Source organism: Vibrio phycocola (assembly GCF_054404255.1).
In genome coordinates this window covers 251,611-272,659 of record NZ_JBTAMQ010000002.1, presented here as the reverse complement: position 1 = coordinate 272,659, position 21,049 = coordinate 251,611, and the positions used below count along the sequence as shown (strand labels likewise).

Here is a 21,049-nt window from a genome sequence, read left to right as displayed (position 1 = left end):
AACCGCTCAGTTAATACCAATACATATTAGATTTGTGAGCCATAAGACATATAAAGATGTTGGTTCGTAACTTATGGAAAATAAACAATTTTATTAAGCAACACTCTCCTTTATCGACTCAGTGCATCGACACGATTTACGGTATTGAGACGGAGTCATATTACAGTTCGCTTTAAAAACACGGTTAAATGTGGGCTTCGAGTTGAAACCACCTTGGTAAGCAATATCAAGCAGTGTCAGTGAACGATGACTAGGGTCTTGCATTATTGCTTGAACGGTTTTTATTCGGTGTTCATTAATGTAGGTATAGAAATTCTTGCCCAATTCTTCACTGAATACTTGAGTAAGATAATGGCGTGGTATTGATAATTGTAATGCCAATTTATCGGCAGTTAAATTTGGGTCTAAATACGGTTTTTCTTTGTCTATGTAGCTCTCGATTAATAAAAGCAGTTCTCTTGCTTTATCATGGGTTAACCCAGAGCGTTCATATCGTACTTTATGGTGACATGTCTCTCTAGAAATATCATTTTGAGCGTCATTGAGCACAAAAGTATCGGGTTCTTGTTGAGTTTCTGATGTGGGTGACGAGGCTTCAGTAAATGAAGTCGATGCATGGTTAGGATTACTCTTTTTACTAAGGATTGGGTAGAAGACTTGCAGCTGGTTGAGTCCAAAAAAACTTAATACAAACATAAAGGTGAGTAACGCGAAGATTCGAGTGTGCAGTAGCTCGGGAAAAGAGAACAGCATAAATATAAAGGGTTGAATTGAAGTGACAATCAGTCCAATGCTTAGCCACCTTAACCATTTCAAAGATATTGACGATGAAAGAGAAGAGAATTGGTCCAACACGTTCTGTTTATGCTTCTTCAATCGATTTAAGGTCACGCTCGCGTAGCCCAAAGACGAGGCTAGAATTGCAGTGGAAAGTAGGTTACCGAATAGGCTGTTGTTGATATCAAGGTTAGGGTTAAAGGTTAACTCTGGTACAAAAAGTAGCTTGTATATGACTGCGAGAATAAAGGGCAATGAATGGACCACAAATTGATTTTTTGTCCAATTATAGCCATTGGTTATATAGTTGGTATACAGCAGGAGTAGTGGCCCAAACGTTAGCGCGTAAGGCAGTTTATCTTTTAAGAGTGGAATAGGGAGGTCAAAACCCTGAGGGCACACTAAATCAGAAACCATCGGCAATGCTAGAAACATCATCCAGAAAACTAGAATCATATCGCCAGTATTTCTTGGCTTTCTAGAAAGCAAAAATAGAATGATAAACAGAGAATGTACGATGCCTAAATAAAGCAGTACTTCCATGTTTCGAGTCCTCCATTTGAAATGTACGAAAGGATCAAGAGCTTCGATTTGTGTTAGTGCATTCTAATTTATGGCTAAATACAAGACGCAGTGGGTAGTCTCATTTCATTAAAATGACCATTTCATATGCGGGAAGGGAGATTCCATAAATGAAGTGGTGAATAGGTGGGCATTCTTGTTGATCGTATTTACGGATGAATTATCTATCCGACAAATGAATTTATAAGGCTTAATTCTATTGCTGATAGGCGCGCTCGCTTTTATAATATCGCCCCTCACTAAACAGCGTATATTGCGAAACAATTTTTAAGGTTAACATAAACTCAATGACCATTGATCCATCTCATCTAGGCTATGCTGCGGCATTCTGTACGACATGCTCTTTTATTCCTCAAGTTATTCATACACTAAAGACAAAAAACACGGATGCAATATCGTTGGGGATGTACTTATTTTTTGTATTTGGGGTTGCGTTGTGGTTAATCTATGGGCTATTTGATTGGAATCTACCGATAATTGTTGCCAATACCGCAACACTGAGTCTTGCTTCGGTGATTTTGGTTGTTAAGCTTAGAAGCGTGTTTGCGAAACGTAAAGAGACGTGCCTACCTTAGAGTTTGGTTTTAGGTTGATACTGATAGACGTGCTGCGATAGCACGTCTGTAACTCACCGATTTAATGGCTTACTTTGGTTGAGCGTCGATGCATTGACCGTGAATCGCTTGTCCTTCTGGCGCCATAAGATACAAATAGAGTGGAATAATATCTTCTGGTGTCTTCAGGTTATCTGGATTTTCTGCAGGAAAGGCTTGTGCACGCATCTTGGTCCGTGTGCCACCTGGATTGATAGCATTGACTCGAACAGATGTATCGCTCAACTCATCCGCAAGAACTTGCATCATTCCTTCTGTTGCAAACTTAGACATCGCGTAGACACCCCAATATGCTCGTCCAACATGGCCGACGCTTGATGTGGTGAAAATCACTCGTCCATCATCAGACTTATGCAGCAAAGGCAAAAGGGTTTGTGTCATTAGAAAGGGCGCTTTCACATTGACTTGCATCACCTCATCGTAAGCGTCTTCGCCTATATGTTCGAATGGGGTAATAACACCTAATAGACCTGCGCTGTGCAAAATACCATCTAACTGACCAAATTGACCATCAATTGTGTCCGCCATGTCTTGATAATTCTGTTTGGTGGCACCATTCATATCTAAAGGAATGATGGCTGGTTGTGCCGCACCCAGGTTTTCGATTTCATCGTAAGTTTGTTCTAGCTTAGCCACGGTTCGACCTAACAAGATAACCGTTGCGCCATGCTGAGCATAGCTGATTGCTGCTTGTTTACCGATGCCATCACCTGCACCCGTGACCAAAATGGTTTTGCCTTTAAGAGCTTGCGAAGAAACAGAATAATCCACGCTCTACCGCCTTATCGTTATGATTTATTTATTAAGATGGGTACAATACACCAAATCGCACATGAGAGGATTACATCAGTGGAATTTTTATTAGATTATGGCTTATTTTTAGCTAAGATTGCGACTGTGGTCGTGGCTATTGTAGCTGTACTGATCATTATTAAGTCGGTTAACGGAAAGCATCCATCATCAAAAGGTGAGTTGGAAGTGGTTAACTTGACAGAGAAACATAAGAATACCGTTGAGCATTTAGAGCATCATATTCACGATGAAGCCTTTCTTAAAGCTCGTCATAAAGCGGAAAAGAAAGACGAGAAAGCGAAACACAAATCTGAAACTAAAGAAATTAAGAAAGCCGCTAAAGCTGGCACACTGGAAGCGAAGCGCGACGCACATCTTTTTGTGTTGAACTTCAACGGCAGTATTGATGCAAAAGAAGTCAGCGCACTTCGTGAGGAGATCACTGCGATTCTCGCTATTGCTCAAGAAGGTGATGAAGTATTGCTTAAGCTCGAATCTGGCGGTGGTATGGTCCATGGTTACGGTTTGGCATCCTCACAACTTGACCGCTTAAAAGCGAAAGAGATTAAGTTAACGATTGCCGTTGATAAAGTCGCGGCGAGTGGTGGTTATATGATGGCATGTATAGCCGATCATGTAGTCTCAGCGCCTTTTGCGATCGTCGGTTCAATTGGCGTGATTGCTCAATTGCCTAACTTTAGTAAGCTTTTAAAGAAACATGATATTGAATATGAGCAACTTACCGCAGGCGAATTTAAGCGCACTTTAACAATGTTTGGTGAAAACACAGATAAAGCGCGTGAGAAATTCAAACAAGAGTTAGAAGAAACTCACGGCTTGTTTAAAGACTTTATTCGTGAACGTCGTCCTTCTTTAGATGTGGACTCGGTTGCAACGGGAGAGCATTGGTTTGGAACTCAAGCACACAAACTTGGATTGGTTGATGAGATAAAAACGTCTGATGATTTGATTGTAGATGCGTGTCAGGAGAAAACCGTGCTTGCGATCAGTTATGTACAGAAGAAAAAGCTTACTGATAAGCTATCCGGTGTTGCTGGAGAAGCTGCTGAAAACGTATTTATGAGATTGCTCAGCCGCGGGCAACGACCAATCGTTTAATGACGCCCCAGAGAATAATAAACCTCGCAATTGCGGGGTTTTTCTTTGTTAAGGCGAGCTAGATGGTTATGTAATAACGTAAGAGCAAATGGCTCATTGAGATAATAATCTAGGAAAATAAATCTGTTAGATAAAAACAGGCAAACTTCACTTGCAGAATAGGGCGTGAACAAGTAACGTGACGCCAGTTTTTCTACATACATCACATTTTTATAAAGGGTCTGGTTTTGATTTCAACCGCAAATATTACTCAACAGTTTGGTGCTAAGCCGCTGTTTGAAAACATTTCAGTTAAATTTGGCGAAGGCAATCGCTACGGTCTTATTGGTGCTAATGGTTGTGGTAAATCAACCTTTATGAAAATTCTAAGTGGTGAGCTCGAGCAAACCAGTGGCAATGTGAGTTACGACCCTAACGAGCGTGTTGCAAAGCTGAACCAGGATCAGTTTGCGTATGAAGAGTACACGGTTGTTGATACTGTTATTATGGGTTTCAAAGAACTCTGGGAAGTAAAACAAGAACGTGACCGCATCTATTCTTTAGCTGAAATGAGCGAAGAAGATGGAATGAAAGTGGCTGACCTTGAAACAGAATTTTCTGAAATGGACGGTTATATGGCCGAATCCAAAGCCGGTGAATTACTGTTGGCGGTGGGTATTCCTCTTGAGCAGCATTATGGTTTGATGAGTGAAGTTGCTCCCGGCTGGAAACTGCGTGTGCTGTTAGCACAGGTATTATTCGCAGACCCGCACATCATGTTGCTTGACGAACCAACCAACAACCTGGATATGGATACGATTCGCTGGCTTGAAGAGACGTTAAACCAGCGTAACTGCACCATGATTATCATCTCGCACGACCGTCACTTTCTAAACTCGGTTTGTACTCATATGGCTGATTTGGATTACGGCGAATTACGTCTTTATCCAGGAAACTACGATGAATACATGATGGCAGCTTCTCAAGTACGTGAACGTTTGTTGTCTGATAACGCAAAGAAAAAAGCACAAATTGCAGAGCTACAAACCTTCGTTGCTCGTTTCTCGGCTAATGCATCAAAAGCGAAGCAGGCAACATCACGAGCGAAACAAATTGATAAGATTCAGCTAGATGAAGTTAAAGCATCAAGTCGTCAAAATCCATTTATTCGTTTCGAGCAGTCAAAAGAGCTGTTCCGTAATGCTCTAGTTGTCGAAAACCTAACTCAAGGTTTTGACAATGATCTCTTTAGTGATTTTTCGGCAATTTTTGAAGTTGGCGAACGTGTCGCAATTATTGGTGAAAATGGCGTAGGTAAAACCACGCTCTTGAATACATTAGCAGGCGTATTAGCGCCTCGCAGCGGAACGTATCAATGGTCTGAAAACTCGAATATTGGTTATTACGCTCAAGATCATGCCCATGATTTTGAGAAAGATATGACGCTTTTTGATTGGATGAACCAATGGCGTCAAGAAGGCGATGATGAGCAAGTTATTCGTAGCTTCTTAGGCCGTATGCTGTTTAGTCAAGACGATATTAAGAAGTCAGTTAAAGTCCTGTCTGGTGGTGAGCAAGGTCGTATGCTTTTAGGTAAGCTTATGATGCACAAACCAAATATGCTGCTGATGGATGAACCAACCAACCACATGGATATGGAATCTATCGAGTCATTAAACACGGCCCTTGAGCAATATAAAGGCACGTTGTTTTTCGTTTCTCATGACCGTATCTTTGTTGATTCTCTGGCGACGCGAGTTATCGTAATTAGTGACAATAAAATTACTGACTTTAAAGGCAGTTATGCTGAATATCTTCGTTCGCAGGGGATTAGCGGGTAGTTATTAGATATTGATAATGAAAGCCACACGTATGTGTGGCTTTTTTGTTTCTGGTTCTATTCTTCTAGTTCACTACGATCTCTATACATATCAGCAATCTTAATAAAGCCTGATTCTACCGCTAGAAATGCATCGACAACATCTGGGTCGAAGTGAGACCCAGAACCTTCCAGAATGATAGACTTGGCTTTCTCATGACTGAACGCTGGCTTATACACACGTTTTGAAATTAAGGCATCATAAACATCCGCCAGCGCCATTAAACGTCCTGCTATTGGGATATCGTCGTGGCTTAGCTTATTAGGGTAACCCGAGCCATCCCATTTTTCGTGGTGTGTTAGCGAAATCTCTCGTGCCACGGTTAAGAATGAACTATTTCCTAGTTGGTCCTCAGCAATTGACAATGCATCAGCGCCAATTTGCGGGTGTCCTTTCATAATATCGAACTCTTCGTCTGTGAGCTTTCCAGGTTTAAGTAGGACAGAGTCAGGAATGCCAACTTTGCCGACATCATGAAGAGGGGCGGATTTGTACAATAAGTCAATGTAGTGAGGCGTTAGTTGTTGCTGGTGTTTCTCGTGTTTTGATATTTCGATAGCGAGAATTTTCACATACTCTTGAGTTCGAATGATGTGAGCACCAGTTTCGTTATCTCTCGATTCAGCGAGAGCTGCAAGCCCAACAATGGCGGCATCACGAGTGACTTGTATCTCCTCTTGACTGCGTTCAAGATAGTCGAGCATTGAATTAGTCATTAAGGCAACGGCCCCAAGTTCATCATTTGAATATACTGGAAGGCGGCTAGAGATTTCTCCGGAGGTTACTCGTATTAGAGCTTCCTCATGTCCAGCAAAGATACGTTTAAGTAGCGAACTCCAAATCGTCATGATGTAAATCGAATAAGCAATTAGAACAACAGACACATAAACGAACTCTTTAATAACACTAATCTTGCCACTACCATCGAGCAATTTTTGGGGATTATTTTCGAGCCAAAAAACGTCTTTAACTCCAATCATGGTCAGGGATATGGTCAAAAATGCAAGTAAAAGCACGACAAGAACAATAGCTTGAGTGACCATAGAGCGTCTTTCATCTGTCGATGGGATACTGGCGGATGCAGCAGTATCGTCAAGAGAATAAATTTTGGCCTGTAGATCAAGAATGAAGCCGGTTAAGAAGCCAAAAAGGGCCATTCCAAAGATCACTTTGGCATTGCTATCCAGAGGGAATTCATAGCTAATAGAGTAATAAGCAGCAAATGGAAGACTCGCTAAAAGTGCTAGGCTAACATCAAGATTGACCAGGTTTTTCATGCCTAAAAAGTTGAATTGTGTAGATACTATATGGCGAATGATAAATAAAACGCTGTATGTCAAACCCACATGGTAGAGTATTTCTAATCCAGTGAGTGTTTCAAGCATTGGGCAAACTCTACCCCCATAAGTCCCAAAAACGACCGCGGCGGTGAAATAGTAGAGGAATGTCTTATTAGGATCGTAGTTTATTTTATTCATGCGCTTCACTTTGAATTGAATACCTATGGGACAACACCGATTCTTGCGTGAGGAATAAGCGATCTCATTACCTTTAAAAAAAGCTCTAATCCATAAATTGTAGTTCAAACTGTCAGAATGTCTTATTTACGATATTTAAAAATGTAACTCTAGATAAATGAGTGACAAATTCGATGCGTAGTGAGATACAATTTTGACTCCTTTTTTTAAAAGCCATCTTTGTACTCGAAGTCTTTAATGATTAGTAAAGAGTGAGAAACTAAAGTCGATATTTCAATTCGATAGAATAAGTGGAGAAGAATAATGAAAATAACATTGGTCACATTAGCGATGGCTATGCTGTTAACTGGTTGTGCAGAAACACTTAAGGGCGTAAAAAAAGATTCATCCACAATATGGGAGCAAACAAAAACAACGACTGGTGAAGTGGTTGATGGAACAAGAGAGGCCATTCACAACGCAACGGAGTAGAATAAACTCAAAAGCCAATCAAGCACATCAAAATAGATAGGCATTGATTGACTTCAGTGTGACTCGAGATTCACTATAATTGTCGATGGTTGGGTGTTATGAAGGCGAGGAATATCCCTGCAACTAGGCCGATAAGATGTGCTTCAATTGCAATGGGTGCATCGATCATCTCTTCTGTAGAGGCTAATGGTCCAGCCCATTGTTCCCATCCAACTTTTACGATTATCCCTAAGACTAACAGCCAACTGCTTGCTTTTCCTTTCATTAATTCCTGCAGCGCACCGTAGACGAATAAACCATGTAATGTTCCTGAAAGCCCGACATATTGGTCGATATTAGAGAATGGTATTAACGCTCCACCCACGATGATTGATAAAGCAATGGTGATCACTAGTAGTTGAAATGGGTGCGATTGAAAAATGATTCCGATCAGCCATAATGCGGCAACATTCATTATGAGGTGTGGTAGGTTTGTATGGGTAAGGTTTCCTGTTAAAATTCGCCACCATTCGCCATCGAGAATAAGTTCTCTATCCCATATCATAGCGTGGGATACTACCGGGTGCTGAGCAAAGATACAGATTAGGGTAATTATGGCTAAAATTAGGATTCGATACATATGACTTCTCGTTATTGCTCTCAATGTGGAAAGGCTAAAAGAGCATGTATTTGCTCAACAATTCAAACGCTTAATTCTAATTTGGAACTTGTTATTCTTCAGCATCCAACAGAAGAACATCGTCCAATGGGCACAGCGAAAATACTGGCACTGTCTTTACCAAACTCACATCTCTTTATTGGTGAGGACTTCTCCAATCACGAGGGTCTAAATCGACTTCTCGGTGATGCAGAGTATGAGCATTTTGTATTATATCCGAGAGAATACGCTATCGCACTCTCAAATAAACCTACAAAGAACAGCAATAGCCGAAAACAACGTGCAATTCTCTTAGATGGTACATGGAAGAAAGCCTACAAAATATGGCAGTTGTCGAGCAATCTACATTGCTTGCCTTGTGTTAAGTTACCAAGCGAGTTGCATGGAAATTATCGAATTCGGAAAGCGCCTGATCCAAACGCTTTATCGACGGTTGAGGCAGGGTTTCATCTGCTTTCTTTGTGGCATCCAGAACGAGATTTTTCATCACTGATCACTACATTTGAGAAGATGATTGAGTTTCAAATTGCACAAATGCCAGCAGGGATTTTTGAACGCAATTATCTGAACAAAAAAAACTAAGCATATAAAGGCGTTAGTTTTTATCGGATGCTATTACTCGAAAACAGTTCTTGATGAAGACGTTGTGCGTAGGCATCGGTCATGGCTGCGATATAGTCACAGATCACACGCATACCTTGATCGGATTGCTGTTCAGCCAGTCGCCATTTTTGTTGCGTTGATTCAGGGAGTAATCGTTCAGGATCAGCATTTAATGCTTCAAATAATTCCATAATGATCTGCTGCCCCTTATATTCGAAGCGCTGAACTTGAGGATTTTGAATCACATAATGACTGACGAATTGTTTTAACACACCTAAAGCTTGTGCCATCGCTGGTTCGAGAATGGCATTATACGCTAGCAATGGAGAGTCAAAGTGGCAATCTACTGGTTGAATTCGCGCGTTCGTTAGTAAAGCGTTCACCATTCCACCAATGGCATCCTTTCGCTTAAAATGCTCTCCGGAAAATAGCATATCACTGATCGAGTCTAGATTCGTTTCAAACCAAGGATCACCGCATTGAGCTAAGTTAGCTTCGGCTGCTTCTCGCCACTGATTGCGATTAACCATGCCTAAAACGATAGCATCTTCTAAATCGTGGACGCCGTAAGCAATATCGTCCGCCAGCTCCATGATGGAACAATCGAGAGATTTAAACCGAGTTTTCTGATGTCGATTTGGGTTGTCGTTCATTGGGTCACGTAACGTTGCGATCTGTTTTTTATCATGATCACTTAACGGTTCAAATACGCTCGCAAGCTTAGTTTGATCGCAGTCATACACTCCTTTCGCGGGTGCCCAATCTTTGGCTTTGAGCTGGCGTTGATTAATCGGTGGGTGTGGCTGAGTTTTAGCGCTTAGTTGGCTAATCAATACTGGATATTTTAGCAATCCAAGTAGAGTGCGACGAGAAAGGTTCATACCATGGTGTTCGGTATATGGCTCTAGGCGAGTCACGATTCGAAATGTTTGTGCATTGCCTTCAAAGCCACCGTGGTCACGCATCATATAATTTAGGGCAACTTCACCACCGTGACCATAGGGTGGGTGACCAATATCATGAGCTAAACAGAGAGAATCAATTAAGCTATCTGAGCCCAGTAGTGAATTCAGTTCTGGGTGTTTCAGTTTTAATTGAGCGGCAATTCCAGTTCCTATCTGCGCGGCCTCAAGGGAGTGAGTCAGCCTCGTACGATGAAAGTCATTCAGGTTAGTACCATGAATTTGAGTTTTGGCTTGTAAGCGACGAAAAGCAGCTGAGTGGAGAATGCGAGCGCGATCGCGTTGGAATGGACTTCGATGGTCATTGAGGCGAAGTTTGTTTTCATCATTATGACGCAATTCCCAAAGTGGGTTTATCGTTAGGTCCATATTTACTCCTGATTCGTAACTTAATTTACCAACCTGTTCTTGCTGTAAGATCTTAGTTTAGCTGATTTCATCCAAAGTAAGTTCAAAACTGGGGGCGAAGGTGTTTAAAAAGTAAGTCATTTCAGGTGATTTACGTTGCTCTAACGTGACATCAAGACGCTTTTTCGCCAGTGCGTATTCATGGTTTCCTGCGCTGAGCTCTTCTAAACATTTGAGGTACGCACACAAACAGTCTGCCTGTTTTACGATGAGTTCATCTTCTTCGTACACGGCATCTGAAAGCAAATATGGTTTGAAATCATCGTGGAACTCTTCGGGAAGCATAGAGAGGAGTTTTTGCTCCGCCGCCGCTTCAATTTTTTTATACTCTTTAGCGATTTCTGGATTGTAGTATTTGACAGGTGTTGGCAGGTCACCTGTGAGCACTTCACTGCTGTCGTGATACATTGCTTTTATTGCAATACGCTCAGGGTTCGTTGAACCGCCAAATTTTCTGTTTTTAATCAGAGCGAGTGCATGAGCCACAAACGCCACTTGTAAACTGTGCTCGGAAACGTTTTCTTTAGAAACAGAACGCATGAGTGGCCAGCGCTGAATTAATTTCATTCTGGCTAGGTGTGCAAAAAAATGACTCTCTTTCATAAAGCTCGGCATTCCTAATAAGGTTATAAAAATGGTATATACAAAAAGGCTCACTTCTAGTGTACCGAAGTGAGCCTTTTCTGCCTACCGAATCCATTCGTGATACTGTCGATAGGTGTTATGGTTGATAATACTATTGTTTATAAGTACTTAAGAAACGTTCGAAACGACCAATCGCCATTTCGAGCAGCTCGACATGAGGTAAAAAGACAATCCGTAGATGATCCGGTTTTGGCCAATTAAACCCAGACCCCTGAACAAGAAGCACTTTTTCTTGGATTAAGAAGTCGAGCACTAATTGTTGGTCATCTTGAATATTGAATTTTTTCTGATCCAATTTCGGGAAAAGATACATCGCTCCTTTGGGCTTTACGCACGATACCCCAGGAATTTGGTTAATCAGTTCCCAAGCACGATCACGTTGCTCAAGAAGGCGTCCTCCAGGAAGAATCAGCTCATTGATGCTTTGATAGCCTCCGAGCGCGGTTTGAATCGCGTGCTGCATCGGCATATTTGGGCACAATCGCATCGATGCCAACATATCTAAACCAGAAATATATCCCTCAGCGAAATGTTTTGGCCCAGTGATAAACATCCAACCTGTTCGAAATCCACAGACACGATAGGCTTTCGAAAGACCATTAAATGTCACCATTAATACATCGTCTGCAAGAGTTGCAATTGATGTATGTACAGCTCCGTCATAAAGAACTTTATCGTAGATTTCGTCAGCAAAAATAATGAGTTTGTGCTGACGTGCGATTTCAATTACTTCGAGTAAGAAGTCACGACTGTACACGGCGCCCGTTGGGTTATTCGGGTTGATTAATACAATGCCGCGTGTTCTTGGGGTAATCTTTTTCTTTATATCATCAAGGTCAGGATACCAATCTGATTCTTCATCACACATATAATGAATGGCTTTACCACCAGATATCGAAACAGAGGCTGTCCATAGTGGGTAATCTGGGGCAGGTACGAGCATCTCATCGCCATCATTGAGTAATGCTTGCATCGACATGCCAATTAACTCAGATGCACCATTACCGATATAGACATCCTCGACATCGAGAGAGCGCAGTCCCTTTTTCTGATAATATTGAACCACGGCCTTACGAGCAGAGTAGATCCCTTTGGAGTCGCCATAACCTTGCGATGTTGGAAGATTTCGAATGACATCGACTAGGATTTCATCTGGGGCGTCAAAACCGAATGGGGCGGTGTTACCAATATTGAGTTTGAGGATTTTCTGCCCCTCTTCTTCCATGCGTTTAGCATGTTTCAGTACTGGGCCCCTAATGTCGTAGCAGACATTATCGAGTTTGGATGACATCCCGATATTTTGCATTGCAAGATTCCTGAAAATGAATGAAATTTCTTATTAAGTTACACTAAATTAAGGTTTAAAAGAATAATAATCTAAATTGTTTCGTCAATTTATTTATATTAATTTAGATGGGAAACAAAATCCTATCGGATGAACCTTGATTTAAAACTCTTCTGTCAATAGAGTAGCGGCATTATCCGTTTTATCGAGTTATTTGAGGTTGCCTTGTCGTATTTCTATCAAGCTATCGATCAATTAATTAGTATGATTAATTCTGCTGAAAAGGAGAGCCGCGTTACGCTTTCTTTAGCATCCGAATTTGAAACCGATTTAATCGATTGGCTCGATGCCCAACCTTTATTTCCAAAATTTTTCTGGCATTCACGTGATGGGCAAGAGCAAGTTGTCGCATTAGGGCAGCTGTACACGTTTTTAGACCCTACGCCCGCCTATAAAATTCTCGCGCCCGGTCAACGAGTATGGGGTGGTCGCTCTTTTGATGGGCGTAGTGAGAAAAACCCTCGTTGCATGTCGTCACTGTTCTTTTTACCTCAGTTCGAGTTAACTTGTCGTGATGGTTCATGGATGCTAGCGGCTAACTTTACCGAAGATAAAAGCCGTACAGTAGAAGGGCTACGTAAATTAAAGGCGGCAGCAGAGCCGCTGGGTGCGATCTCTACCGAAATTACAAAATTTGAACATCTTCCTAATCACGATGAATGGTCACAGTTAGTTGATAAAGCACTTGGTCAAATAGAAGAAAACCAGTTTAAGAAAGTGGTGCTGGCTCGCGAAACTCGGGTCGAACTTGATCAACACATTAGTGCTTCACAATTGATGAAATCCAGTTATGCAATCAATAACAATAGCTTTCATTTTATGCTGGTTTTAGATCGTAAACACTGTTTTATGGGGTCGACACCAGAACGCCTGTATCATCGTCAATATCAAACATTACGCTCAGAAGCGCTTGCCGGCACGACAGGGCGCAGTGATGATGCAGAGAAAGATGAGAAAATGTCAGCTTGGTTGGGCAGTGATACTAAGAATCTAGTTGAAAACCAATATGTGGTTGATGATTTAGTCGAACGGATTAAACCCCTCTCGAGTCAGGTGATGGTAGATGACCAAGTACAGTTGATTAAATTACGTAAGGTTCAGCATTTAAGACGCTCAATCACCGCAGAGCTAGAAAGAGGAGTGAATGGCGTTAAACTGCTTGATGCCTTGCAACCAACGGCAGCCGTTGCGGGGTTCCCTCGTGAACCTGCACTTGAGTTTATTACGGAAAATGAGCCCTTTCCCCGTGGCTGGTATGCCGGTTCTATTGGATACATCAGTCATGAAGAAGCGCAATTTTGTGTTGCAATTCGAAGTGCCTTAGTCACTGAAAATCAAGTTAAATTATACGCTGGAGCCGGAATTGTCCCAGGTTCAGTAGCCGAGTGTGAATGGCAGGAGTTAGACCGAAAAATGTCGACATTACTCAGTTTAATTAACGATAGCTGTTCATTTGAGACAGTATCGTGAGTGATAACCAAGCTCAGTTAAATCGAGTTTGGAGTCAGGTTTTACTCGAAGAGCTAAGTCGGATTGGTGTTAGCCAAGTCTGCGTTGCCCCAGGTTCACGTTCTACACCGCTAACTCTAGAAGCAGATGCCAACCCTAAGTTAACGGTGCATTCTCATTTTGACGAGCGTGGTTTGGGGTTTTTAGCTCTTGGGCTTGCCAAAGCTAGCCATAAACCTGTCGCCGTCATCGTTACCTCAGGGACTGCGGTCGCCAATTTGTTACCTGCTGTTGCTGAAGCAAACCTAACCAAAGAAAGGCTGATTTTACTGACGGCTGATCGACCACCAGAACTTGTTGGATGTGGTGCCAATCAAGCCATTGTTCAGCCCGGAATCTTCTCTAGCCATGTTACCGCAGCCCTTAATCTTCCATCTCCTAATACCTCGTTTTCTCTTCCCTATTTACTGACTTCAATCGATGAATTATTACATAAGCAAGCACTAGAAGGTGGGGCGATACATATAAACTGTCCTTTTCCTGAGCCGTTATACTGTAAGAGTGATATCGAATATTCTGACTATTACAACTCAGAGTTACTTGCTTGGTCTAAGAGCGATAAGGCCTTCACTAAGCCCGATAAATTGGTGGTTGAAAATCGGTGTAATGAGATCGATTTTCAATGGTTGAATCAACGCAAAGGTGTTTTTGTCTTAGGGCAGCTCGAGCTAGCAGAGGCACAAAAAGCCTTCAAGTTAGCTCAAAATTTAGGTTGGCCAGTGTTGTGTGATCCTCAATCTGGAGTGACGAGTGATTGGGCACATTATGATCTTTGGTTACAGCATCCACCGTTCGCCAAGCAGCTCTCGGCATGTGATTGTATTGTGCAATTTGGTTCGCGAATTGTGTCCAAACGACTGCATGCGTGGTTGAAACAGCAAGTCTTAGAGCAAGCCGCGCACTATTTCTATGTTTCTCCGCTCAGTCAGCGCGATAATCCTCAGCATTTGCCTCAAACCCATATCATTGCCAATGCCAATCAACTATGTGAACAATGGTACCAAGGTGATCCTCCTTCAAGTGCTCTTCATCATGGTTGGGTAAAGGCTCTCGATGAACCTTTATATTTAGCGAAACAGAATCTAGAGAAGCTCGATCTTGATGAATCTGTTTCTGAAATTATGTTAGCGAAAGCCATTCACCTCCTTCCAACTGAGGCGGACTTATTTATTGGCAATAGCATGATTGTTCGCCTTATCGATATGTTTGCTCAGTTAAATAACCGAGAGACCTTTAGCAATCGAGGCGCATCGGGCATTGATGGTTTGGTAGCCAGTGCGGTTGGTGTTCAGAAAGCCCGATCTTGCCCATTAATTTTGCTGATCGGCGATACATCCCTTCTTTACGATTTAAACTCTTTAGCCCTAGTCGCACAGCAGACTCAACCATTTATCATCATAGTCACCAACAATGATGGGGGGGCAATATTCGACATGTTACCGGTCCCTGAACAGAAAAAACTGGAACTCTATCAAATGCCACATGGCTTTGAATTTCAGCATGCGGCAGCACAGTTTGGGCTCTCTTATTTTGTACCGAATTCCACTCGCGACTTAATCGACAGTGTCACGCAACATATTGATCAAGGTCGAGGTGGTTTGGTTGTCGAAGTTAAGACAGCAAACCATTCGATATCAACACTGATTCAACAACAGGTGAATAAAATTTATGCTCTCAAATAAGTATTACCCGAGATCGGAAAGTGTTCACTCTAAGCCATCGCCGACATTTGTGTTTCTCCATGGATTTTTGGGGGATAGCAATGAATGGAATCAGGTTGTTGAGCAACTTGAGGAGAATGATTGTCTAACCATCGATGTCTGTCGTCATGGTCGAAGTGTTTATCGAGAGTGTGAGGGATTTGACGATACTTGTAAGATGATAAAAGAGACCATAATTCGTCGTTTAGAACCTAATGTTCCTGTTATTTTGGTTGGGTATTCGTTGGGTGCGCGAATCGCCATGTATGGGTTAGCAAAGCAACTCTGGAATGGGATTACCTTGGTAGGCTTAATCTCTGAAGGCGGCAACTTAGGAATTGAAGATATTCAATTGCGTCAACGTCGTATGGAGTCTGATCTTAACTGGGCACGGCGCTTCTCTTTGGAGCCGATTGAGCATGTATTAACCGATTGGTACCATCAGCCGATTTTTTCTGATTTAAATGATGAGCAAAGACAAGGACTCGTGACCTTGCGGAGTGATAATCTAGGTGTTTGTGTCGCAGAAATGTTGATTGCCACCTCTTTGGGGAAGCAGCCTTATCTTCTCGATGAGCTTAAGCAACAGTCGCTGCCGATACATTATATCTGTGGTGCGAGAGACTCTAAGTTTAGTCAGCTTGCTGAAAAAAGCGGGTTGCCATATACCCAAGTTGCGAAAGCAGGGCACAACGTACACAAAGAACAACCCAACGCATATGTGGCGTGTTTACGTAAATTCATAACCCACACTTGTGATGTGTAGAAATGAGAACTCATAGGTAAAACGATGACGATAACAGTTGGAATAACAGAACAAGAACTTTACGCGCCGGTTGAATGGCAAGAATGCAATCAAGGTTACGAAGATATTCATTACCATAAATCTACGGACGGAATCGCAAAGATTACGATTGCTCGCCCACAAGTCCGAAATGCATTCCGGCCACAGACCGTTAAGGAAATGCTCAATGCGTTGGCCGATGCGCGTTATGATTCTAATGTTGGTGTGATTATATTAACTGGGTTAGGTGAAGATGCCTTCTGCTCTGGTGGAGACCAAAAAATCCGTGGTGATTATGGTGGCTATAAAGATGATACGGGTACTCACCACCTTAATGTTCTCGATTTTCAACGTGATATCCGAACCTGTCCTAAACCTGTAATTGCGTCTGTTGCTGGTTGGTCTGTTGGTGGTGGTCATGTTCTTCATATGATGTGCGATTTAACCATTGCAGCAGACAATGCAAAATTTGGCCAAACCGGTCCAAAAGTTGGGTCGTTTGATGGCGGTTGGGGAGCTTCTTACATGGCTCGTATTGTCGGCCAGAAAAAAGCTCGTGAGATATGGTTCTTGTGTCGATTCTATGATGCTCAGGAAGCGTTGGATATGGGATTGGTCAATACCGTTGTTCCATTAGAAGAGTTAGAGAAAGAGACCGTTCGCTGGTGTCGTGAAGTGCTTCAACATAGTCCAATGGCATTGCGTTGTCTTAAAGCGGCGCTGAATGCCGATTGCGATGGTCAAGCAGGATTACAAGAGCTTGCAGGGAACGCCACAATGATGTTCTATATGACTGATGAAGGGCAAGAGGGACGAAACGCGTTTAATGAAAAACGCCGACCAGATTTCAATAAGTTTCCACGAAACCCATAAGCTTCAGAGCGAGATCATTTGATTGACGGCCATAACACTTGTAGACATTATGGCCATTTGAAATACATCACGAGGGTACAATGGATGTGTCCTCGTTTAGACAAAAATAAAAAACGTAACTAAGCAACGTCATGTGCATGGTTTGTAGGTATAGAAAACATCGCTTAGATCGATGTTTTCTCATTTAGGGGTTACATTGCTATGCGAAGTGCAAAACTGTATCGCTACCGTCTACCAATGGATAGCGGGGTTATTCTTCGTCAAGAAAAGTTACTTGAACGTGTTGGTTTTATTATCGAACTGCATGATGATGAAAAAGTCGGGCGCGGTGAAGTCGCTCCGCTTATAACGTTTAATTTAGAATCGGTCGAAGAGGCCGGAATTCAGGCGCAAGAGCAACTGACACTTTGGTGCCAAGGTCATGAGCCAAATTACGAAGAGTTGTATCCATCTGTCGCGTTTGGTCTATCTGCGGCTCTCATGGAATTAAACGACGAGTTGCCTCAAGATGGTAACTTTTTTGCCGCGCCACTTGGTGTCGGCGATCCTGATGAATTGATTGCTAAATTAAAAGAGATGCCGGGGGAGCGTGTTGCAAAAATTAAAGTAGGTATGCATGAAGCGGTTCGTGATGGTCTTACTATTAACTTATTGCTTGAATCCATTCCCGATCTAAAACTGCGCTTAGACGCGAATCGCGCTTGGACTTCTGAAAAAGCAAAGATTTTTGCCAGCCGCATTGCTCATTCTTATCGCCAACGTATTGTTTATATTGAAGAACCTTGTCAATCGCCAAGTGATAGTATCGCGTTTGCGATTGATACTGGGATTGCCGTTGCGTGGGATGAAACATTGCAAGCATCGTTACGTGATCCCAACTTTAGGTTGGAAGATTTGACCGGTGTTAAAACCATCATAATTAAGCCAACCATGATTGGCTCTATCCAACGTTGCCAATATTTGATTGAGAAAGCGCATCGTTTGGGGATTAAACCCGTGATAAGTTCAAGCTTGGAATCTAGCTTAGGGTTATGTCAACTGGCTCGAGTTGCACATTTACTATTGCCAGATGAAGTCCCCGGCCTCGACACGATTAATTTATACCAAGTTCAACTCGAAACCCCTTGGCCTGGAAGTGAGCTTCCACTTGTTAGTTTGGAATCTCAGGAGTTAATTTGGAGCGCATAAATGAGCACAAGTACGACTCAAAGTAGTCAAGATTGCTTATTTAATTATTGGGCTGAATCTCGGCCCAATCAGATCGCATTGATCCATGGCACGTGTCAATATCACTGGAAGGATGTGCAAGACACAACGGCCGCTGTAGCACGCTATCTCGGACAACATGGTTTGGTCAAAGGTGATACCTTAGTGGTTCTTGGGAAGAATCATCCTCATCATTTATGGCTATTTCTCGCGGCAATGATGCTCGATATTCGCGTCAGCTTTATCGCTTCAAGCCCAGTATCGGTCATCCGTAATAAATTAAGGCAGCTAGTTCAATCTGACCAACAGCTTTGGTTATATGACCAAGGTACGCACTGTATTGATGAGTTTCCTTATGTTCAGAGTCTGAAGCCAGTATTAGAATTGCAAAGTAGCATTAGTCTCGCGCCGACACATTCATGCGTTAGTGACTATGACGCCACCCACCTCGCAACGCTAACGTTTACCTCTGGCTCGATGGGAAATCCAAAAGTCGTGGCACACTCTCATCAGCAGCACTACGCATCGGCAGATGGGCTATTACACCATTTTTCTTTTACCCCAACGGACTGTTGGTTGCTTAGTTTGCCACTGTATCATGTGTCAGGATTGGCCATAGTGTATCGTTGGCTTCAAGTTGGCGCTTGCCTGAAAGTAGGGAATGGAAATTTAGAGCAGGAGATTGTCGGCGTTACCCACGCCTCGCTTGTGCCTGTCCAACTCGCCCGTCTTTTAGATAATCCATCTCTCAGTCTGAATTTAACTCACGTTTTGCTCGGCGGAAGTCACATTCCTCCTGCTCTTTGCCAGCGAGCTGAGAAACGCAGTATTGAGACTTGGCTTGGCTATGGGATGACTGAGGCGGCCTCTACGGTAACCGCAAAACGAGCAGATTCTCAAGTTGGTGTTGGAGCTGTATTACCACGGCGTTCACTGATTGTTGAAGGAGCGCGAATCTTAGTAGCGGGTGACACTCTTGCCCTTGGTTACTACAACTGCGGCCATTTGACACCACTAGTCGACAACCGTGGTTGGTATGATTCAGGGGATCTAGGGGAATGGCGTGATGGAGAACTTGTTATATTAGGCCGCGCCGATAACATGTTTGTGTCGGGTGGAGAGAATATCCATTGTGAAGAAATCGAAGCAGCGTTAGTGGCTATTCCATTGATCCGTGTCGCGGTTGTACTCGCGGTTATGGACAAAGAATATGGTGCTCGCCCGGTAGCATTTATTGACTGCGGTCAGCAGCCTATCGATCGTTGCTATATTGAACAATCGTTAGCACTGGCTTTAGACAAATATAAATGGCCAATTGACTATTTTGCTCTGCCAGATTCAATATTTAATCAGGGCATTAAAGTTTCTCGTTATCATGTGAAAGAGTGGTTCAATACGCAACAAACCCAATATTTGGTTATGAGATAGTTCAAAACAGAATTGGTACTTAAATCGCTTTTCGTCATAATTATTAAACGAATTGAGCGGAATGGGTCGGAAACAATGAAAAATGGGTTATTAATGTCAGTGGTTGTCATTCAATTACTTATTGCCTTGACTACCACGGGTGCGACTCGCTCGCTAGCAGAATTAGCGGCTTTTCTTGTTATTGTTTCAGTGGTTCTCTCTCGTCGTGATAAGCGTCGTCAACAATCGAATGTAAACGACATGACAACTTAACGACTTCTATCCTCCGATTTCTATTTATCCCAGCATTATCCACGCCAGTGATGAGGTCGATATCATTCCCCATAACCCGACACCAAACAGTAAAGGGCGGCTTCCGGCAGCCTTCAATCGGTCAAACGATAACCCGCACCCAATCAACATCAAACATACCACTAGTGTTTGTTTTGCCACGCCAAATATTCCGTTATACAAATCTTGATATTCGGGCAGTACATCACTGACACCGATGGCAACACAGTAGAATAAAATAAAATAAGGAATAGTGATTTTTTTTGAATCGCTACGGAATAGAAATGCACTAATAAACGCGACCGGAATAATCCATAACGCGCGCGCCAGTTTTAAGGTGGTTGCGGTTTTTAGCGCTTCTTCGCCATAGGCCGACGCTGCGCCAACCACAGAAGATGTGTCGTGAATAGCAATCGCAGCCCAAGTTCCAAATTCATGTTGAGTTAAATGAAACCAGTGGCCGATGGCTGGGAATATAAATAGAGCTATGGAATTAAGCGCAAATACCGTTCCGAGAGCCAACCCTATTTGGTCGTCATCGGCTTCAATGGCCGGGGCAACAGCGGCAATTGCACTACCACCACAAATCGCCGTACCTGATGCGATTAAGTACCCTGTTTTATGCGCAAGGCCGATTCTTTCACTGATAAACCATCCGAGCATTAGTGTGATAAAAATGGTTGTTATGATTAAACCGATACCATGGCTGGTGACAACGAGCGCCTGTTGAAAGGGTATACCAAATCCTAATCCAATAATCGAATACGCGAGTAACTTTTTAGTAAATTTGGCAATGGGTAATTGTGCTGGAATTAAACCAAAGCTGGACAGAAAAAATCCGATAACTAAGGCTGTTGGAGACGTGATATACGGAGTTGCACAAAGAAGAAGCGCGCAAACAAACGGAATGTATTGGCGATAGGTGCTCATAAACAATAGATGGTCTCAACAGTGTGAATATGCGTA

20 protein-coding genes are annotated in these 21,049 nt (G+C 42.6%); 12 read left to right on the top strand and 8 right to left on the bottom strand.

The features are described from left to right. Window positions 1-93: 93 nt before the first annotated feature. Window positions 94-1,320: a helix-turn-helix transcriptional regulator gene (locus ACXJY6_RS04840; RefSeq protein WP_458767581.1), complete on the bottom strand. Its 1,227-nt coding sequence runs from the start codon at window positions 1,318-1,320 to the stop codon at window positions 94-96. Between the two features lie 326 nt (window positions 1,321-1,646). Between ACXJY6_RS04840 and ACXJY6_RS04835 the strand changes: the two genes are divergently transcribed. Continuing rightward, window positions 1,647-1,934: a SemiSWEET transporter gene (locus tag ACXJY6_RS04835; RefSeq protein WP_456051019.1), complete on the top strand. Its 288-nt coding sequence runs from the start codon at window positions 1,647-1,649 to the stop codon at window positions 1,932-1,934. A 69-nt stretch (window positions 1,935-2,003) separates the two neighbouring features. Here ACXJY6_RS04835 and ACXJY6_RS04830 read toward each other — a convergent pair whose 3' ends face one another. Further along, the gene (locus ACXJY6_RS04830) at window positions 2,004-2,744 is read right to left on the bottom strand and encodes a YciK family oxidoreductase (RefSeq protein WP_458767580.1); all 741 of its coding nucleotides are present in this window, start codon (window positions 2,742-2,744) and stop codon (window positions 2,004-2,006) included. Between the two features lie 78 nt (window positions 2,745-2,822). Between ACXJY6_RS04830 and sohB the strand changes: the two genes are divergently transcribed. Beyond that, window positions 2,823-3,884, top strand: coding sequence for a protease SohB (gene sohB / locus ACXJY6_RS04825; RefSeq protein WP_456051021.1), 1,062 nt, complete (start codon window positions 2,823-2,825; stop codon window positions 3,882-3,884). A 227-nt stretch (window positions 3,885-4,111) separates the two neighbouring features. Continuing rightward, window positions 4,112-5,704 (top strand): ABC-F family ATPase, encoded by a 1,593-nt coding sequence (locus ACXJY6_RS04820; RefSeq protein ID WP_458767579.1) that lies wholly within the window; start codon window positions 4,112-4,114, stop codon window positions 5,702-5,704. A gap of 56 nt (window positions 5,705-5,760) precedes the next feature. Here ACXJY6_RS04820 and ACXJY6_RS04815 read toward each other — a convergent pair whose 3' ends face one another. Continuing rightward, window positions 5,761-7,221 (bottom strand): HD-GYP domain-containing protein, encoded by a 1,461-nt coding sequence (locus tag ACXJY6_RS04815; RefSeq protein WP_458767578.1) that lies wholly within the window; start codon window positions 7,219-7,221, stop codon window positions 5,761-5,763. A 303-nt stretch (window positions 7,222-7,524) separates the two neighbouring features. On the opposite strand from ACXJY6_RS04815, the gene ACXJY6_RS04810 reads away from it, so the two are divergent. Then, window positions 7,525-7,692: an entericidin EcnAB gene (locus ACXJY6_RS04810; RefSeq protein WP_458767577.1), complete on the top strand. Its 168-nt coding sequence runs from the start codon at window positions 7,525-7,527 to the stop codon at window positions 7,690-7,692. 73 nt (window positions 7,693-7,765) lie between these two features. Here ACXJY6_RS04810 and rrtA read toward each other — a convergent pair whose 3' ends face one another. Continuing rightward, window positions 7,766-8,311, bottom strand: coding sequence for a rhombosortase (rrtA, locus tag ACXJY6_RS04805; RefSeq protein WP_456051025.1), 546 nt, complete (start codon window positions 8,309-8,311; stop codon window positions 7,766-7,768). On the opposite strand from rrtA, the gene ACXJY6_RS04800 reads away from it, so the two are divergent. Continuing rightward, window positions 8,312-8,932: a tRNA-uridine aminocarboxypropyltransferase gene (locus ACXJY6_RS04800; RefSeq protein ID WP_458767576.1), complete on the top strand. Its 621-nt coding sequence runs from the start codon at window positions 8,312-8,314 to the stop codon at window positions 8,930-8,932. A 20-nt stretch (window positions 8,933-8,952) separates the two neighbouring features. On the opposite strand, the gene ACXJY6_RS04795 is transcribed toward ACXJY6_RS04800, so the two are convergent. The 3 genes from ACXJY6_RS04795 to ACXJY6_RS04785 form a co-directional block, all read right to left on the bottom strand. Beyond that, window positions 8,953-10,284, bottom strand: a complete 1,332-nt coding sequence (locus ACXJY6_RS04795; protein ID WP_458767575.1) for an anti-phage deoxyguanosine triphosphatase — start codon at window positions 10,282-10,284, stop codon at window positions 8,953-8,955. A 57-nt stretch (window positions 10,285-10,341) separates the two neighbouring features. After that, window positions 10,342-10,926, bottom strand: a complete 585-nt coding sequence (gene yfbR, locus ACXJY6_RS04790; protein WP_458767574.1) for a 5'-deoxynucleotidase — start codon at window positions 10,924-10,926, stop codon at window positions 10,342-10,344. A 133-nt stretch (window positions 10,927-11,059) separates the two neighbouring features. Next, window positions 11,060-12,274, bottom strand: coding sequence for a pyridoxal phosphate-dependent aminotransferase (locus tag ACXJY6_RS04785; RefSeq protein WP_456051029.1), 1,215 nt, complete (start codon window positions 12,272-12,274; stop codon window positions 11,060-11,062). A 204-nt stretch (window positions 12,275-12,478) separates the two neighbouring features. Between ACXJY6_RS04785 and ACXJY6_RS04780 the strand changes: the two genes are divergently transcribed. The 7 genes from ACXJY6_RS04780 (at window position 12,479) to ACXJY6_RS04750 (ending at window position 20,065) form a co-directional block, all read left to right on the top strand. Beyond that, window positions 12,479-13,783: an isochorismate synthase gene (locus ACXJY6_RS04780; protein WP_458767573.1), complete on the top strand. Its 1,305-nt coding sequence runs from the start codon at window positions 12,479-12,481 to the stop codon at window positions 13,781-13,783. Next, window positions 13,780-15,504, top strand: coding sequence for a 2-succinyl-5-enolpyruvyl-6-hydroxy-3-cyclohexene-1-carboxylic-acid synthase (gene menD, locus ACXJY6_RS04775; RefSeq protein WP_458767572.1), 1,725 nt, complete (start codon window positions 13,780-13,782; stop codon window positions 15,502-15,504). Before ACXJY6_RS04780 ends, menD begins: the two co-directional genes overlap by 4 nt. Beyond that, window positions 15,491-16,288 carry a 2-succinyl-6-hydroxy-2,4-cyclohexadiene-1-carboxylate synthase gene (gene menH, locus ACXJY6_RS04770; RefSeq protein WP_458767571.1) on the top strand — a complete coding sequence of 266 codons (798 nt, stop codon included), beginning with the start codon at window positions 15,491-15,493 and terminating at the stop codon, window positions 16,286-16,288. Before menD ends, menH begins: the two co-directional genes overlap by 14 nt. 24 nt (window positions 16,289-16,312) lie before the next feature. After that, window positions 16,313-17,179 carry a 1,4-dihydroxy-2-naphthoyl-CoA synthase gene (gene menB / locus ACXJY6_RS04765; RefSeq protein ID WP_456051033.1) on the top strand — a complete coding sequence of 289 codons (867 nt, stop codon included), beginning with the start codon at window positions 16,313-16,315 and terminating at the stop codon, window positions 17,177-17,179. Window positions 17,180-17,380: 201 nt separating this feature from the next. Next, a complete protein-coding gene (gene menC, locus ACXJY6_RS04760) occupies window positions 17,381-18,367 on the top strand; it encodes an o-succinylbenzoate synthase (protein ID WP_458767570.1) in 987 nt (328 codons plus the stop codon). Then, window positions 18,368-19,813, top strand: coding sequence for an o-succinylbenzoate--CoA ligase (gene menE / locus ACXJY6_RS04755; RefSeq protein WP_458767569.1), 1,446 nt, complete (start codon window positions 18,368-18,370; stop codon window positions 19,811-19,813). A 75-nt stretch (window positions 19,814-19,888) separates the two neighbouring features. After that, a complete protein-coding gene (locus ACXJY6_RS04750; protein WP_458767568.1) occupies window positions 19,889-20,065 on the top strand; it encodes a hypothetical protein in 177 nt (58 codons plus the stop codon). Window positions 20,066-20,089: 24 nt separating this feature from the next. Here the strand turns inward: ACXJY6_RS04750 and ACXJY6_RS04745 are convergent, their stop codons facing one another. Continuing rightward, complete coding sequence (locus ACXJY6_RS04745) at window positions 20,090-21,013, bottom strand: YeiH family protein (protein WP_458767567.1); 924 nt, start codon at window positions 21,011-21,013, stop codon at window positions 20,090-20,092. Between the last annotated feature and the right edge of the window lie 36 nt (window positions 21,014-21,049).